Genomic DNA, 17210 nt, shown 5'->3' on the forward strand with positions numbered 1-17210 from the left:
TCAGGCCGCGCGCTCGAAGACTGCGGCGATGCCCTGGCCGCCGCCGATGCACATGGTCTCAAGGCCGAAGCGGCCGTCGCGCCGGACGAGTTCGCGTGTGAGGTTGGCGAGGATGCGCCCCCCGGTCGCACCGATGGGATGGCCGAGCGAAATGCCCGATCCGTTGACGTTGAGCACATCGTGGCGGCTGTCGTTGTCGGACCAGCCCCAACCCTTGAGCACGGCGAGGACTTGCGGCGCGAAAGCTTCGTTGAGTTCGACGAGGTCGATATCGCTCCAGCCGAGGCCGGTGCGGGCGAACAGGCGCTCGACCGCCGGGACGGGGCCGATGCCCATGCGCGCCGGATCGCAGCCGGCGGCCGCCCAGGAGTGGAACCAGGCGATGGGTTCGAGGCCGAGTTCTTCGAGCTTGTGTTCGGCGACGACGAGGCAGGCGGCGGCGGCGTCGTTCTGCTGGCTGGCGTTGCCGGCAGTGACAACCGCGCCGGGGATGGCCTTGGCTTCCAAGGCTTTCAGCGCGCCGAGGCTCTCCATCGTCGCGTCGGCACGGTAGCCTTCGTCGTGGGCGAAGATCTTGGGGTCGCCCTTCTTCTGGGGGATTTCGACAGGGACGAGTTCATCATCGAACAGGCCGTTCTTCCACGCGGCGGCGGCGCGCTGGTGGCTGCGGACGGCATAGGCGTCGCAGGCTTCGCGACTGATATCGTAGTCGCGCGCGAGGTTTTCGGCCGTTTCGATCATGCCTGAGATCACGCCAAAGCGCTCGATCGGCTGCGACATGAGGCGGCCGCGGGTGAGGCGGTCGTGGAGCATCAGGCCCCCCGCGCGGGTGCCGCGGCGGCCTTCGGTGGTGTAGTATTCGACGTTCGACATGGACTCGACGCCGCCCGCGACGACGACATCGGACTGGCCGGTCTGCACCATCATCGCGGCGTTGATGACGGCTTGCAGGCCCGAGCCGCAGCGGCGGTCGAGCTGGTAGCCGGGGACTTCCATGGGGAGCCCGGCGGCGAGCCATGACCAGTGGCCGATGGCTGGCGCTTCGGCATTGCCATAGCCTTGCGAGAAGACGACGTCGTCGACCCGTGCGGGGTCGATCTTCGTGCGCTCCATCAGCGCTTTGAGGATAACCGCGCCAAGCTGGCCGGCGTTGAGATCGGCAAGGCTGCCGCCGAACTTGCCGACGGCGGTACGGATGGGGGCGACAATGGCGGCGCGAGTGAGCTTGGTCATGCGGAGGTTCCTGCGATGCCGGCTTCGATAAGCTGGTCTATGGCTTGGGGATCGAGGGCGAGGTGGCTGGCGAGCACTTCGCGCGTATCGGCGCCGAGCACGGGCGCGGGGGCGGGGGTGCGGCGTTCGAGGCCCGGGAAGGTCGCGAAGGCCCCTGCCGCCGGGTAGGCGAAGCCGCTGGGGTTGTCCGCGGTGTGCTGGAACATCGGATTTTCGCCAACGAGCCGCGGGTCCTGCACGGCTTCGGGCATGGACTTGTAGGGGCCGTGGGTGACGCCGTTCGCGTCGAGCTTTTCGGACAGGGCTGCGTGGGAGAGCGGGGCGATAGCAGCCTCGATCAACGCGTAGATCGCATCGCGGTGGGTGTAGCGCACGCCGTCGTCGCCGGTGAAGGAGATGCCGTGGCGAGCCTCCAGCGCGGCGAGGCTCTGCTGGAGATCGAGCGCACGGACGAGGCCTTGCCATTGGCGTTCGTTGATCGCGACGATCATCACGCGCACGCCGTCAGCGGTCACGAAGTCGCGGCCGATCGTGCCGTAGACCCCGTTGCCGAGGCGCTCGCGGTCCGCGCAGTTCTGCAGGACTTCGGCGACGCGGCCGAGATTTGCGGCGGAGCCCATGGCGATATCGGTGAGGGGGAGGCGCACTTCGCCGCCGAGGCTGGTTTCATCCCGGCGTCGCAGCGCGGAGACGAGGGCGAAGGCGCCGTAGGCTCCGGTGAGGAGATCCCACGCGGGGAGAACGTGGTTGACCGGCGCGGGGTCGGCCAGTGTGCCGGTCAGCGCGGGATAACCGACGACGGCGTTGGCCGTATAATCGAGCGCGATGGCGCCATCCGGCCAGCCCATCACGCGCACGGTGATAAGATCGGGGCGGCCGGCGGCGAGCTTCTCGTGGGCGAGGAAGCCGCCGACGGGGAGGTTCGTGACGAGGGTGCCGACGCTCTGGATCAGGCGGGTGAGGACGTCGCGCCCTTCGCGGCTTGTGAGATCGAGCGCGACGCTCTTCTTGGCGCGGTTGAGGTTTTCCCACGAAAGCGAGTGGCCTTCGGGGGTCAGCGGCCAGCGCTTGAAATCCTGGCCCCCGCCAATCTGGTCGACTCGGATCACTTCGGCGCCGAACTGGGCGAGATAGAGCCCGATGGTCGGCGACGCGACGAAGGAGGAGACCTCGATCACCGTGATACCGGAGAGCAGATTGTACATGGGGTCGCGGGCTTTCAGGACGGTTCTTGTGGTTTGTCCCACCGTGTAATCAATCGAGCGTTTAAGCCAAGGGCCTTGGCGGGTAGCTGTCGATTTCGAGGGGAGAGTGCCCAGGGCGCACCTCATGTCAGAGCGGCTCTTATCCCCCTTCGTCATTGCGAGGAGCGCAGCGACGAAGCAATCCAGAGCTCTGTGCGTGCCGCTCTGGATTGCTTCGCTTCGCTCGCAATGACGAAGGGGGCAGGGACAAAGGGGCAGGGCGAGGGTGTGGTGTCTGGACTCCGCTCGGCACGAACGGATGGGGGGCCAATTAGTCTGGCACTGGCAGCGCGGTGCGGTTCACGATGGGGCGCAGGGCAAAGCTCGTCGTCACTTGCGCAACGCCGGCGATCCGCGTGAGACGCTTCCTCAGGAAATCCTCGAAGGCGGCGAGCGAGGGGACGAGGACTCGCAGCTGGTAGTCCGCCTCGCCGGTCATCAGGTAACAGTCCATGACTTCGGGAAACTCGGCGACGGCGCTTTCGAAGGTCGCAAGGTGGTGATCGTCCTGCTGGTCGAGCCGGATGCGCACGAAGGCGTTGACAGGGAGGCCAATGGTCTCTGGTTCGACCAAGGCGACATAGCCGGAGATCACCCCGCGTTCCTCCAGCGCGCGGACGCGGCGCAGGCAGGGGCTTGGGCTGAGGCCGACATCCTCGCAGAGCTGCTGGTTGGTGAGGCGGCCGTTCTGCTGGAGGCGGCGCAGGATCTTGCGGTCAATCGCGTCGAGATCGGTATCCGGCATTATCTTTTACTCATGGCGCCAAAATTGGCAGATTATGCCAATAGTGTGCCCGTGCGAGGCAAAGTTCGCAAGACGCTGCGCGGCGCTTCCGGCTATGTTTCGTGAATCCACGCTTCACGACGGACTCGAATGCCATGACCGCCGCACTTGCCGATCCCCGCGTCCAACTGGTCCCCGCCATCGAAGCGCTCGATGCGCGGCTGCGCTGGCTTTCGGCGTGGACGGTTCACAATGCCAACAACATCCGCACTAAGCGCGACGGGATGAAGGTGGGCGGGCATCAGGCGAGCTGCGCTTCGATGTCGACGATCATGGCCGCGCTCTATTTCCATGCGCTGCGCCCGCAAGACAAGGTGGCGGTGAAGCCGCACGCAGGGCCGCTGCTCCATGCGATCCATTACATGCTGGGCAACCAGTCGCTCGAGCAGCTGCAGCGCTTTCGCGGGCTGGGCGGGATGCAGAGCTATCCCTCACGCACGAAGGACCAGATCCCGGTCGACTTCTCGACCGGATCAGTCGGCCTTGGCGTCGCAATCACCGCCTTTGCCAGCCTCGTGCAGGACTACTGCATCGCGCAGGGACATATGAGCGAGGCCGATGCGGGACGGATGATCGCGCTGATGGGCGATGCCGAGCTCGACGAAGGCAATATCTATGAATGCCTGATCGAGGCCTACAAGCACGATATCCGCAATTGCTGGTGGGTGGTCGACTACAACCGCCAGTCACTCGATGCGACGACCGCGGACCGCATGTTCCGCCGCTTCGACGATATCTTCGAGACCTGCGGCTGGCGGGTGATCACGCTGAAGAGCGGGAAGCTGCAGAAGGCGGTGTTCGCGAAGCCCGGCGGGGCGGCGCTGGAGGACTGGATCGACAACTGCCCCAATGCCGAGTTTGCAGCGCTCACGTATCAGGGCGGTTCGGCCTGGCGCGAGCGGCTGATGAAGGACCTTGGCGACCAGCCCAAGACGCGCGCTCTGATCGAGAGTTTCGACGATGCTGCGCTGGCGCAGCTGATGACCAACCTTGGCGGGCACTGCGCCGAGACGCTGATCGAGGCCTTTGCGCAGGCGAATGACGACAAGCCGACGCTATTCATCGCCTACACCGTCAAGGGCTATGGCCTGCCGCTGGCGGGGCACAAGGACAACCATTCGGGCATGATGAACACCGTGCAGATCGAGGGTCTGCGCGCGAGCATGGGCATTGCCGAAGGGGCAGAGTGGGAGCCGTGGGGCGGGCTGGGCGATAATCTGGTAGCGGAACTCAAGGCCTTCGTCGAGCGCAGCGCGCTGGCGGGGAAGCCTGCCGAGCACAGCCCGCCAGCGATACCGGTGCCCGCGCGGCTGGCGGTGCCGGAGGGCGAGGAGCAATCGACGCAGTCTGCCTTCGGGCGCATCCTGATGGATCTGGCGCGGCCCGGCGATCCGCTGGGCGACCGCATCGTCACGACGGCGCCCGACGTGACGCAGACCACGAACCTTGGCGGCTTCGTCAACCGGCGGGGCCTCTTCCGGCGGAGCGAGCTCAAGGACGTGTTTCAGGCTGCGCGCATCCCATCGGCGCAGAAGTGGGTGGGCAACACGGCCGGGCAGCATGTCGAGCTGGGGATTGCCGAGACCAACTTCTTCCTCGTGCTGGCAGCCTTCGGGCTTTCCGCGCCGCATTTCGGGACACGGCTGCTGCCGGTGGGGACGGTCTACGATCCCTTCATCGCGCGCGGGCTCGATGCGTTGAACTACGGCTGCTATCAGGATGCGCGGTTCCTGCTGGTGGGGACGCCTTCAGGCCTCACGCTCGGCGCCGAGGGCGGCGCGCACCAGTCGATCAACACGCCGCTGATCGGGATGGGGCAGCCCAACCTCGATTACCTCGAACCGGCGTTTGCCGACGAAGTGGCGCTGCTGATGCGCCATGCCTTCGAGCATATGCAGAAGCCCGATGGGGCTTCGGTGTACTTGCGGCTCAGCACGCGCTCGATCACGCAAGTCGTTCGCGAGGACGAGAGCTGGGAAGCCGATGCGTTGAAGGGCGCCTACTGGCTCAAGCGTCCGGCGCACGGCGCGGAGGCGGCCATCGTGTTCACCGGGGCGATCGCGCCCGAGGCGTTGGCGGCGTGGGAAACGCTGCGCGAGGATCTGCCGGGGCTGGGGCTGCTCAATGTGACTTCGCCCGATCTGCTCCACCGCGGCTGGTCGGCGCGGCGTGCGGCGCGCTGGACGGGCAAGAGGCCGGAACCCAGTCATATCGACACCCTGCTCGGCGCGCTTTCGCCGAATGCCGGGCTGGTGACGGTGATCGACGGATCGCCCTCGGCTCTCTCGTGGCTGGGCGCGGTCAAGGGCATGCGGGTGAGCCCGCTGGGAGTCGACCGGTTCGGCCAGACGGGCGATCTGCCCGACCTCTACCGGACCTACCGGCTCGATGCCGATGCGATCATCGATGCGGCGGCGGAGCTGTTTCTGGAGGGGTGAGCCGGGCAAACCTACAGCATTCTAACATCTAATGGAAGATATAAGTCCACTTGATGTTGGGATTTGTTCCCTAAGTACCTGAAATATTTGTTGCAGTTTGGCATCGCCTGACGCGGATTGGTTTGCCGCGCGCCGGGTGCGCTTGCGCGCATCGGAGGCTTGAGGCACTTCTTCGTTCATCTGGAGAAGCGGGAGGGTCGCTGACCTCCGGGGAGAAAAGATATGAACATGAGCGACATGATCACCATCCGCCGCGCGATGCTGGCGGGCACGGCGCTTGCGGGTGCAACGCTGGGGGTGCTGGCAACACCGGCCATCGCGCAGGACGCGCAGGCCACAGAAACCGCCGCAGCGCCCGAGACTGCCGAGATCGTCGTCACCGCACAGCGCCGCGAGCAGAAGGCCAACGATGTCGGCATCGCGGTGAGCGTGATCGGGGCCAAGGACATCAAGGCCCTGAACATCGTCAATGCGACAGACGTCGTGCGTGCGATCCCGAACCTCAAGTTCAACGCCTATGGATCGAGCCAGGTCGTCTACAATATCCGCGGTGTCTCGCAGAACGACTATGGCGACCAGCAGGAGCCGCCGGTCGCGGTCTATCAGGATGACAGCTATACCTCGTCAATCACCGCGGCGAGCTTCCCGGTGTTCGACCTTGCGCGCGTGGAAGCGCTGCGGGGCCCGCAGGGCACGCTGTTTGGCCGCAACGCCACGGGCGGCGCGGTGCAGTTCATCTCTGCGCAGCCGACCGACAAGCTCGACGGCTATCTTTCGGCGACGTATGGCCGCTTCAATCAGGTGGTGCTGGAAGGCGCGCTTTCGGGCCCGCTGTCTGACACGCTGACCGCGCGCATCTCGGGCCAGTACACGCGCGATGACGGCTACATCAAGAACATCACCCCCGGCCAGCCGGACCGCGGCGCGGACAACCATTGGGCGCTGCGCGGCATCGTGAAGTGGGAGCCGAGCAGCGACTTCAAGGCCAAGCTGACGGTGCGCTACGCCAAGGCCGACCGTGAGCGGCAGGCAGGCATCTACTCGCTCGAGCCGACGTGCCCCAACGCGCAGTTCCAGGGCGAATTCCTCGGGCCGAAGGAATTCTGTTCGTACTGGGGCGTGACGGGCACGACCGGTAACGGTTATGCCAACCCGGCGATCACGCCTTCGCAGGGCGGCAATCCGTGGCGCACGGCGGGCACCAATGATGCTTATGTCGATCGCGACGTGTTCGGCGCCACGCTGCGGCTCGATGCCAAGCTGGGCGCGTTCGACGTGACTTCGATCACCGACTATCAGCACCTCAAGAAGTTCTACATCGAGCAGGGCGACAGCGTGCCCGAGTTCCCCTACGTGCCGCAGGGCATTCCGCGCTCGCCCGGCCCGTGCCCCGCGCCCGCGCAGAGCGTGACCTGCTATGAGAGCGGTACGGTGTTCTTCCAGCGCGCGCGCACCAATCAGGTCAGCCAGGAAATCCGCGCTGCAGCCACGTTCGGTCAGAACTACCTGACCATCGGCGGCTTTGGCATGATCATCGATGGCAAGTTTGCCGCCAAGTATGCGGTGCCGTTCATCCAGTACGATCCGGACGTGAACTTCACCCAGCGCACCGAGAGCTTTGCGTTTTTCGCGCAGGACGAATTCAAGATCAGCGACCAGTGGAAGCTGATCGGCGGCATCCGCTACTGGCAGGACAAGAAGCGCGGCGTCTACAATGCGGTCGCGCCGACCGGGCCTTATGCGCTTTCGCTCTACTTCGGGCCGGACGATATCCGTTATAACGATACGACCGGCACGGTGACGCCGGGCTCGTGGACCTATAGCAGCGGTGCGCCCTCGGGCGTTACGACCACGCCGGATGCAGCAAACCCGACCTTCCGCGGCGTCACGGCGCGGGCGGAAATCGACTACAAGCCGACGCCCGACACGCTGATCTATGCGAGCTATAACCGCGGTTCGAAATCGGGCGGGTTCACCTTCTCGACCGGTACGCCGTTCCCGACGCAGCTGGTCGATGTGCTGAACAACATTCCCTATCGGCCCGAGACGCTCAATGCCTACGAAGTGGGCGTGAAAGCCAAGCTGCCGGGGAACACGCAGTTCAACCTTTCGGCGTTCTACTACGATTACAAGAACTACCAGGCCTTCGTACAGGTCTTCGCGGCGCAGGTGGTTCGCAACCTGCCGGCGAAGATCAAGGGTATCGAGGCGGACATCACCAGCCGTCCGATCCCGGGTCTGACGCTGCAGCTTTCGGGCGCGGTGCAGGACAGCGAAGTCAAGAACGTGCTGCTGCCGGACGGCGTGACGGTGAAAACCAGCGACCTGCCGCAGGCGCCCGGCTTTGCCGGCAATGCGCTGGTGCGGTATGAGTTCGACACCGGGATCGGCCGTGCCTCGCTGCAGGCGGACGCGCTCTACACGGGCAAGTTCTGCTTTACGGTGATGTGCGCACCGGTGGAGCGCGAGCGGGCTTATGCTGTGGCGAACGTGCGTGTGGGCTTCACGCCCAAGGACAGCAACCTCGATCTGGCGTTCTTCGTGAACAACCTGTTCGAGCGCAAGTACCGCGTCTATGCCTTCGACGCCTCGACCTATTGGGGCTACACCACGGGCGTCTATGCCAAGCCGCGCACGTGGGGCGTGAATGCGGTGTGGCACTTCGGGAAGTAATCGGTAGCCGGCCTTTGCGGGCTGGCGCCGAACTCCCCTCTCCCAACCCTCTCCCCTCAAGGGGAGAGGGCTTCTCCTTGAGATTGCAGGGTCATGGCTACTTTCGAGACAATCAATCCCGCGACCGGTGAAGTGCTGGCGACGCTGCCCATCGCCGGTGAGGCCGAAGTCAACGCGGCGGTAGCCAAGGCGGCGGCTGCGCAGAAGGAATGGGCCAAGCGCACCGGGACCGAGCGTGGGCGCATCCTGCGCCGCGCGGCGGATATCCTGCGCGAGCGGAACGATGAACTGGCCGCAATCGAGACGCGCGATACCGGCAAGCCGATCCAGGAAACGCTGGTTGTCGATGTCGTCTCGGGCATTGATTGCCTCGAGTTCTTTGCCGGTGTCGCCCCGACTATTGCGGGCGAGCATATCGATCTCGGGCCGTCGGCGTTCGGCTATACCCGGCGCGAGCCGCTCGGGGTTTGTGCAGGGATCGGCGCGTGGAACTATCCGATCCAGATCGCCTGCTGGAAATCGGCGCCGGCGCTCGCCTGCGGGAATGCGGTTATCTTCAAGCCATCGGAATTGACCCCGCTCACCGCGATAGAAGTGGAGAAGATCTACCTCGAGGCCGGGTTGCCCGAGGGACTCTTCCAGGTGCTTCACGGCTTTGGTGCAACGGGAGCGATGCTGACCGAACATCCTGGCATTGCGAAGATCTCGCTCACCGGCAGTGTGCCGACCGGCAAGAAGATCATGGCAGGCGCAGCTTCCACGCTCAAGAACGTGACGCTGGAATTGGGCGGCAAATCACCGCTGATCATTTTTGCCGATGCCGATATCGAGAACGCGGTTTCGGGCGCGCATCTCGCCAATTTCTATTCGGCGGGTGAAGTCTGCTCGAACGGGACGCGCGTATTCGTCGAGCGCAGCGTGCTGCCGCAGTTCCTCGAAAGCCTGAAGGCGCGCACCGAGCGGATCAAGCTGGGCGATCCGATGGACCCCGCAACCCAGATGGGCTCGCTGATTTCGGAAGCGCACCTGAACAAGGTCATGGGCTATATCGAGAAGGGCAAGGCGGAAGGCGCCGAAGTCCTGACCGGCGGACACCGCGTGACCGAGGGCGTGCCGGCGGCGGGCTTTTTCGTGGCGCCGACGGTGTTTACCGCATGCACCGACGACATGACCGTGGTGCGCGAAGAGATCTTCGGCCCCGTCATGACGGTGCTGCCTTTCGATAGCGAAGAGGAAGTAATCGCGCGGGCGAACGATACCGAGTTCGGGCTGGCGGCCGGTGTGTTCACCAATGACCTGACGCGCGCGCACCGCGTGATCGCGGCGCTCGATGCGGGTTCCTGCTGGATCAACACCTTCAACATCTGCCCGGTCGAAATGCCGTTTGGCGGGTTCAAGCAGTCCGGGATCGGCTTTGAGAACAGCCGCGAAGCGATCCAGCACTTCACGCGCCTCAAGGGCGTCTATGTCGCGATGGAGCCAATCGATGCCCCTTACTGAGGGTGAGTTCGATTACATCATCGTAGGAGCCGGCTCGGCCGGCTGCGTGCTGGCGGACCGGCTTTCTGCCGATGGCAAGCACAAGGTGCTGGTGCTGGAATTCGGCGGATCGGACCAGTCGATCTACATCCAGATGCCAAGCGCGCTGGCCATCCCTATGAACACCACGCGGTGGAACTGGCACTATGAAAGCGAGCCTGAGCCGGGGCTTGACGGGCGCGTGCTGCACACCCCGCGCGGCAAGGGGCTGGGCGGTTCGTCGTCGATCAATGGCCTTGTCTACATTCGCGGCAATCCGCTCGATTTCGAGCGCTGGGAAGAGGAAGGCGCGCGGGGCTGGAACTATGCCTCGGTGCTCCCCTACTTCAAGCGCGCTGAGCGCCGCGACGAGGGCGGCAACGAATATCGCGGCGGCGAGGGGCCGCTAGATACGCGCTACGGCACGCTCGAAAACCCGCTCAACCAGGCCTGGCTCGATGCAGCGCAGCAGGCGGGGTACAGCCTGACCGACGACGTCAACGGCTACCGGCAGGAAGGCTTCGGCCGGATGGACATGACCGTCCGCGATGGCGAGCGCTGCAGTGCGGCCAAAGCCTATCTGCGTCCGGCGATGCGGCGCCCGAACCTGACGGTGTTGCAGCATACGCTGGCGACGCGGGTGGTTCTGGAAGGCAAGCGCGCGGTCGGCGTGGAGATCGAGCGCTATGGAGGGCGGTCCATCGTGCGGGCCGGGCGCGAAGTGATCCTTGCCGGCGGGCCGATCAATTCGCCGCAATTGTTGAAGCTTTCCGGCATCGGTCCGGCGGCGGAACTGGCGCAGCATGGGATTGCGGTGGTGGCAGACCGCCCGGGCGTCGGCGCGAACCTGCAGGATCACCTGGAGTTCTATTTCCAGATGGCCTGCACCCAGCCGGTCACGCTCTACAAGTACGCCAATCTTTTCGGCAAAGGCTATGTCGGTGCGCGCTGGCTGTTCCTGAAATCGGGCCTTGGTGCGACCAATCATTTCGAGACCTGCGGCTTCATCCGCAGCAAGGCGGGCATCCGCTATCCCGACATCCAGTATCACTTCTTCCCGATGGCGGTGAGCTACGACGGCAATTCGCTGGCAAGCGAGCACGGGTTTCAGGCCCACGTCGGCCCGATGCGCTCGAAGAGCCGGGGGACGGTGACGCTGCGCAGCGCCGACCCGGCGGACAAGCCGGTGATCCGCTTCAACTACATGACGCACCCCGATGATATCGAGGAAATGCGCGCCTGCGTGCGGCTGACGCGGGAAATATTCCAGCAGCCGGCCTTCGCGCCGTGGCGCGGGCGGGAGATCCAGCCGGGTGCGGATGTGACGAGCGACGAGGCGATCGATGCGTTCATTCGCCAGAAGGTTGAAAGCGCCTATCACCCCTCGTGCACTTGCAAGATGGGCGCAGTGGATGATCCGATGGCGGTGGTCGATCCCGAGCTCAGGGTGATCGGTATCGAGGGGCTGCGGGTGGTCGACAGCTCGGTCATGCCCTCGGTGACGACAGGTAACCTCAACGCGCCAACGATCATGATCGGCGAAAAGGGCGCGGACCACATTCTCGGCAAAGAGCTGCTCGCGCCGTCGAACGCGCCCTACTACGTTGCGCCGGATTGGGAGACAGCTCAACGATGATGGGGCAACGATGAGCGGAGCCGCGGTCGCCGACGTCGCTGGGATCGAGGAGAACGGCGAACTGCTCCGCTCGCTCGACTGGAAGGGCGCATTCTGGGCCTCGAGCGGCGTTCCAGCGGGCGTGCTCCTGACCATCGGCGGGATCGCGACGATGATTGGCCAGCCAAGCTGGGTGATCTTCATTGCCTCGATCATGATGGGTTTCCTGCAGAGCTTCGTCTACGCCGAGATCGCCGGGCTCTATCCGCACAAGTCTGGCGGGGCCTCGGTCTATGGGGCGGCGGCATGGCTGCCCTATTCCAAGTTTGTCGCGCCGATTTCGGTGTGGTGCAACTGGCTGGCCTGGTCGCCGGTGCTGACGCTCGGCACCAGTCTGGCGGCGGGCTACATCATGGCGAGCCTGTTTGCGCCCGACAGCGCGATCAACACCTGGCACATCACGCTGCTCGATCTGGGCTTTATCCGGGAGAAGCTGACGCTGCGCATCAACGCCGTCTCGATCATCGGGACCGCGTTTCTGCTGCTGACCTTTGCGTTGCAGCATGGCGGTGCGGCCAAGGCTGCGAATGCGCAGAAGATCCTCGGCATTGCCTGCCTTGCCCCGCTCATCCTCGTAGGCTTCGTGCCGCTGATCACCGGTGATCTGCCGACGCAGAACCTGTTTCCGATCCTGCCCCTGGTGCGCGATGCGGCGGGCCATGCGCATTTCGGCACATGGGACGGCTATGGCCTGACACTAATGGCTGCCGCGATGTTCGGTGCTGGCTGGTCGACTTACGGATTCGAGACAGCGGTCTGCTATACCCGCGAGTTCAAGAACCCGGCGAAGGATACGCCGCGCGCGCTGATTGCCTCGGGCATTCTGTGCATCGTGATCTTCGCGCTGGTGCCGCTGGCGTTCCAGGCCTCGCTGGGGCTGGAAGCGATGATGGACCCGCGCATCGGGGATGGGTCCGGCGTGGCGCTGGCGCTCGCCACCATCGTGACCAAGGGGCTGGGCGTTACGGCCGGCGGCGCGGTGGTCGTCGCCAACCTGTTCATCGCGATGCTGATCCTCTCGCTGCTGCTGATCGTGATGACCTCGATGATGGGCTCCTCGCGCACGCTCTATCAGGCGGCGGTCGATGGCTGGCTGCCGAAGTATCTGGGCCGGGTGAACAGCCACGGCGCGCCGACGGCGGCGATGTGGACCGATCTCGCGTTCAACCTCGTGCTGCTGCTCGCCTCGGACTACTTCGCGGTGCTGATGATCAGCAACGTCTGCTACATGGCCTTCAACTTCCTCAACCTGCAATCGGGCTGGATCCACCGCATGGACCGGGCCAATTGGGAGCGCCCGTTTCGCTGCCCGACCTGGCTGCTGGGGCTTGGCGCCGTGTTGGGTTTCGTGAACATGGCTTTCATGGGCGCAGGCGCGGACGTCTATGGGGCTGGCACGTTGCGCAACGGCCTCATCGGCGTGCTGCTGATCCTGCCGGTCTTTGCCTTTCGCCATTACGTGCAGGATAAGGGTGTGTTCCCGGCCGCGCTGTCGGAAGATTTTGCCGAAAGCCCGGCGATGAAGCGCGCGGGGCTGCTGCCGTGGGTTGCGCTGGCGGGCGCTGCGGTGGTGGTGTTTGCGGCGCATTCACTGGCCATGCTGCCGGTGCCGGTGGGGTAGCTCACCGCCCCGAGGGCAACCTTGGCTCTCCTCGCCGGTGGGGAGGGGTTGGGGGTGGGGGTTCGGCCTTTCCGTCAAGCTCAGCGCACCCCCACCCGGCCTCCCCCGAACCGGGGGAGGGGCGGTAAGTGGCGGACTTCGGATTGTTTGGCCTCTAACGACCTAATACTCTGCATAAGTCTTTGCGATAGCCGCAATGAGCGGTTCAGCCGCGCGCGCTTGGCTGGCATATCGGATCCCTGATATAAGAGATCGAAAGCCGAGGGCGAAATGAAGACGACAGCGCGGGTAGTGGTGATCGGTGGCGGTGTGGTGGGCGTGAGCACGCTCTATCACCTCGCCAAGCTCGGCTGGAGCGATTGCGTTCTGATCGAGCGCAAGGAGTTGACTTCGGGTTCCACGTGGCACGCCGCGGGCCTGCTGCCGCTGTTCAACCTCTCGTACTCGGTCGGCAAGCTGCACCAGTACTCGGTCGATCTCTACCCCTCGCTGGAGGCCGAGACCGAGCTCAACGTCGGCTTCTCCAACGTTTCCAACATCCGCCTCGCCACCACGCGCGACCGCATGGACGAGTACAAGTACTACGCCGGGGTCGCGAGCACCATCGGGGTCGAGGTGAACTTCCTCAGCCCCGACGAGGTCAAGGCGATCTGGCCGCTGGCCGACATGACGAACGTGCTCGGCGCGATTCAGCACCCGGCCGACGGCTATATCCAGCCCGCCGATCTCACGCAGGCGCTCGCCAAGGGCGCCCGTCAGCGTGGGGCGACGATCTACCGCAACACGACCGTCACCGGCATCACCCAGAAGGCCAATGGCGAATGGTTGGTGACGACCGACCAGGGCGAGATCACCTGCGAGCATGTCGTCTCCGCGACCGGCAGCTTCGCGCGCCAGACGGGCGAGATGATCGGCCTCGATATTCCGGTCGTGCCGGTCGAGCATCAGTATATCGTGACCGAGCAGCACCCCGAGATCATGGCGCGGCGCAAGGCGGGTCTGCCTGAAATGGGCGTGCTGCGCGAAAGCGACGCAAGCTGGTACATGCGTGAGGAAGCGGGCGGCCTCTTGCTCGGGCCTTATGAAGTCGGCGCGCCTGCGTGCTACGTGAAGGGACCGGCGGCCAACAGCGAGTACGAACTGTTCCCCGACGCGCTGGAGCGTCTCGAGCCCTATATCCTCTCGGCCATCGCGCGCGTGCCGGCGTTCGGCGAAGTGGGCGTCAAAAAGGTCTACAACGGCGCCATCGCCTACACCCCCGATGGTTCGCCCATCGTCGGCCCGGCGTGGGACAAGAAGAACTTTTGGCTCAACGAAGGCCACTCCTTCGGCATCACGGCTGCGGGCGGCGCAGGCTGGCAGCTGGCGCAGTGGATCGTCGAGGGTGAGCCGAGCATCGACATGATGGGCGTCGATCCGCGCCGCTTCGGCGACTACGCGGGTGAGGGCTACCTCATCGAGAAGAATGAGGAAGCCTACGCCAAGGTCTTCACCGTGCACTACCCCGACGAGGAGCGCGAGGCCGCGCGTCCGCTGCGCCGCACGCCGTGCTACGACCGGATGAAGGCGCTGGGTGCTGTGTTCGGCAGCGTGTTTGGATGGGAGCGCCCCAACTGGTTCGCGCCCGAAGGCTATGAACTGAGCGAAGCCGATCTCGACAAGCCCGACGTGATCCTCAACCACAATCACCCCGATGTGCCGGGCGAGCCGATCCGCGAGAAGTGGTCGTTCCGCCGCTCGAACTACTTCGAGCATGTCGGCAACGAATGCCGCCATGTGACGCAGCATGTCGGAATTCAGGACATGTCGGCGTTTGCGAAGTGCATGATTTCCGGCCCCGGCGCGGAAGACTGGCTGAATGGCCTGCTCTCCAACGTGGTCCCGAAGAAGACGGGCCGCGTCACGCTCTCGTACCTGCTGACGGATGCAGGCGGTGTGCGCGCGGAGTTCACTGTCTACAAGAAGGGTCCGCAGGCCTATTACCTCGTCTCGGCGGGCGCGCTGGAGCGGCATGACCAGGACTATCTGGTGAAGGCCTTGCCGACCGACGGTTCGGTGCGCTTCGAGCGGCTGACGACGGCGATGGGCGTGCTGGTCGTGGCGGGGCCGAAGTCGCGCGACGTGCTGCAGAAGCTGACCCACGCCGATCTTTCGAACGCGGCGTTCCCCTGGCTCACCGGCCAGTCGGTTTCGCTGGGCAGCGCCAAGGTCGATCTACTGCGCGTCAACTTTATCGGTGAGCTGGGCTTCGAAATCCATCACCCGATCGAGATGCAGAACTACATCTTCGACAAGATCATGGCTGCGGGTGCGGAGTTCCAGATCAAGCCCTTCGGCATCCGTGCGATGACCGCGATGGCGATCGAGAAGAGCTACAAGCTGATCCCGCGCGAGCTTTCGATCGAATATGCGGCGCTCGAAAGCGGGCTCGACCGCTTCGTCAGCTTCAAGAAGCCGGCGTTCAAGGGCCGCGAGGGGCTGCTGGCGCGCAAGGAAGCGGGGCTAAAGTGGCAGTTCGTCACGCTGGAAGTCTTCGGCGTGACCGATGCCGACGCGCGCGGATCGGAAGCGATCCTCCGCGATGGCGCGCTGGTTGGCCGCGCGACCTCGGGCGGCTATGGCTGGCGAACGGCCAAGAGCCTGGCGCTCGCGATGGTCGCACCTGAACATGCCGCCATCGGCACGGAACTGGAAATCGTGATCCTGGGTGAGCCGCGCCGCGCGGTGATCATCCCGGATTCGCCGTTCGACCCGGACAACAACGCATTGCGGAGCTGATCCCATGATGCACTTTGACGCGATTGCCGAAAGCCTGAAGCAGGACAAGCCGGGCTTCACCCTGCCGCAGAAGCTCTACGTCAGCGAGGAGGCCTACCGGTTCGATACCGAGGTCATGCTCAAGCAGGTGTGGCTCTATGCCTGCACCGTGGCGCACGTGAAAAACCCGGGCGATCAGTTCCTGTTTGAACTGGGCGAAACGTCGGTGATCGTGGTGCGCGACAAGCAGGGCGAAATCCGCGCCTTCCACAACACCTGCACGCATCGCGGCGCCAAGCTGTGCGAGAGCGCGGGGAAGTCTGCGCGTATCACCTGCCCCTATCACCAGTGGACCTTCGCGCTCGATGGCAAGCTGCTGGCGGCGCGCAACATGCCGGAGGACTTCAACAAGGCGGAGAATGGCCTGCGGCCTGTCGCGCTCGAAAACATCGGCGGCCTGATCTTCCTGTGCCTTTCGGACAATCCGCCGCCGATCGACCGGGTGAAGGCCGATATCGAAGAGCAGATCGCGATCTTCGACATGACCAAGCTCAAGGTGGCGGTGCAGGACGACCTGATCGAGCCCGCCAACTGGAAGCTCGTCATGGAAAACAACCGCGAGTGCTATCACTGCGACGCGGGCCATCCGGAGCTGATGAAGTCGCTTTCGACCTATGGCTTCGGCAAGGGCCTGCCGGAAGACGGCGAGGCCGATGTGGTGGATGACGCCGCATTCGATGCTATGCTGGAAGCGCAGCGCCAGCGCTGGAAGGATCTCGGGATCTACTACGATCTGATCGAGTTTCCCGACAACTGGTGGCACCGCGTCGCGCGGTTGCCGCTGGCGAACGGCGCCGTCTCACAGACGCTTGACGGCAAGCCTGCCTCGAAGAAGCTGATCTGGCCGCATGGCGATCAGGAGCAGACCAGCCTTTCGGTCTGGACGCAGCCCAATTCGTGGCACCACTTCTGCTGCGATCACGTGGTGACGTTCTCGCTCACGCCGCTGGGCCCGGACAAGACGCTGCTGCGCACGACATGGCTCGTGCACGAAGATGCAGTTGAAGGCGTCGACTACGACCCTGAAAACCTCGCCGCGGTGTGGCGCGCGACCAACGCGCAAGACAGCCACTTCTCGGCAATCAACCACGCCGGGATCAAGGGCGATGGCTACCGCCCGGGGATGTATTCGGTCGAGGAGAAGCTGGTGGACGCGTTCAAGGCCTTCTACGTCGAGCGCAGCCGCGCCGCTCTGGGGATCGACTGA

General features: G+C 64.6%; 10 protein-coding genes. 7 read left to right on the plus strand and 3 right to left on the minus strand.

The window, feature by feature from the left end:
- From Q0082_RS14705 to Q0082_RS14715, 3 genes are all read right to left on the minus strand, one after another.
- Nucleotides 1-1233, minus strand: coding sequence for an acetyl-CoA C-acetyltransferase (locus tag Q0082_RS14705; RefSeq protein ID WP_298194011.1), 1233 nt, complete (start codon nucleotides 1231-1233; stop codon nucleotides 1-3).
- Nucleotides 1230-2438 carry a CoA transferase gene (locus Q0082_RS14710; protein WP_298194014.1) on the minus strand — a complete coding sequence of 403 codons (1209 nt, stop codon included), beginning with the start codon at nucleotides 2436-2438 and terminating at the stop codon, nucleotides 1230-1232. The genes Q0082_RS14705 and Q0082_RS14710 overlap by 4 nt, the downstream gene beginning before the upstream one ends.
- Before the next feature lie 310 nt (nucleotides 2439-2748).
- Nucleotides 2749-3222: an Lrp/AsnC family transcriptional regulator gene (locus Q0082_RS14715; protein ID WP_072380658.1), complete on the minus strand. Its 474-nt coding sequence runs from the start codon at nucleotides 3220-3222 to the stop codon at nucleotides 2749-2751.
- Between the two features lie 134 nt (nucleotides 3223-3356).
- Here Q0082_RS14715 and Q0082_RS14720 point away from each other — a divergent pair, with 134 nt between their 5' ends.
- The 7 genes from Q0082_RS14720 (at nucleotide 3357) to Q0082_RS14750 (ending at nucleotide 17210) form a co-directional block, all read left to right on the plus strand.
- The gene (locus Q0082_RS14720) at nucleotides 3357-5699 is read left to right on the plus strand and encodes a transketolase (RefSeq protein WP_298194016.1); all 2343 of its coding nucleotides are present in this window, start codon (nucleotides 3357-3359) and stop codon (nucleotides 5697-5699) included.
- 228 nt (nucleotides 5700-5927) lie between these two features.
- Nucleotides 5928-8372, plus strand: a complete 2445-nt coding sequence (locus tag Q0082_RS14725; RefSeq protein WP_298194018.1) for a TonB-dependent receptor — start codon at nucleotides 5928-5930, stop codon at nucleotides 8370-8372.
- A gap of 93 nt (nucleotides 8373-8465) precedes the next feature.
- A complete protein-coding gene (gene betB, locus Q0082_RS14730; protein ID WP_298194020.1) occupies nucleotides 8466-9872 on the plus strand; it encodes a betaine-aldehyde dehydrogenase in 1407 nt (468 codons plus the stop codon).
- On the plus strand, nucleotides 9859-11526 hold the full coding sequence (betA, locus tag Q0082_RS14735; RefSeq protein WP_298194022.1) for a choline dehydrogenase: 1668 nt from the start codon (nucleotides 9859-9861) through the stop codon (nucleotides 11524-11526). The genes betB and betA overlap by 14 nt, the downstream gene beginning before the upstream one ends.
- 10 nt (nucleotides 11527-11536) lie before the next feature.
- Nucleotides 11537-13186: an APC family permease gene (locus tag Q0082_RS14740; RefSeq protein ID WP_298194025.1), complete on the plus strand. Its 1650-nt coding sequence runs from the start codon at nucleotides 11537-11539 to the stop codon at nucleotides 13184-13186.
- Between the two features lie 270 nt (nucleotides 13187-13456).
- Nucleotides 13457-15964: an FAD-dependent oxidoreductase gene (locus tag Q0082_RS14745; protein WP_298194027.1), complete on the plus strand. Its 2508-nt coding sequence runs from the start codon at nucleotides 13457-13459 to the stop codon at nucleotides 15962-15964.
- 4 nt (nucleotides 15965-15968) lie between these two features.
- Nucleotides 15969-17210: an aromatic ring-hydroxylating dioxygenase subunit alpha gene (locus Q0082_RS14750; protein WP_298194030.1), complete on the plus strand. Its 1242-nt coding sequence runs from the start codon at nucleotides 15969-15971 to the stop codon at nucleotides 17208-17210.

The sequence above is a fragment of the Novosphingobium sp. genome (genome assembly GCF_027489515.1).
In the GTDB taxonomy this organism is placed as follows: Bacteria; Pseudomonadota; Alphaproteobacteria; order Sphingomonadales; family Sphingomonadaceae; genus Novosphingobium.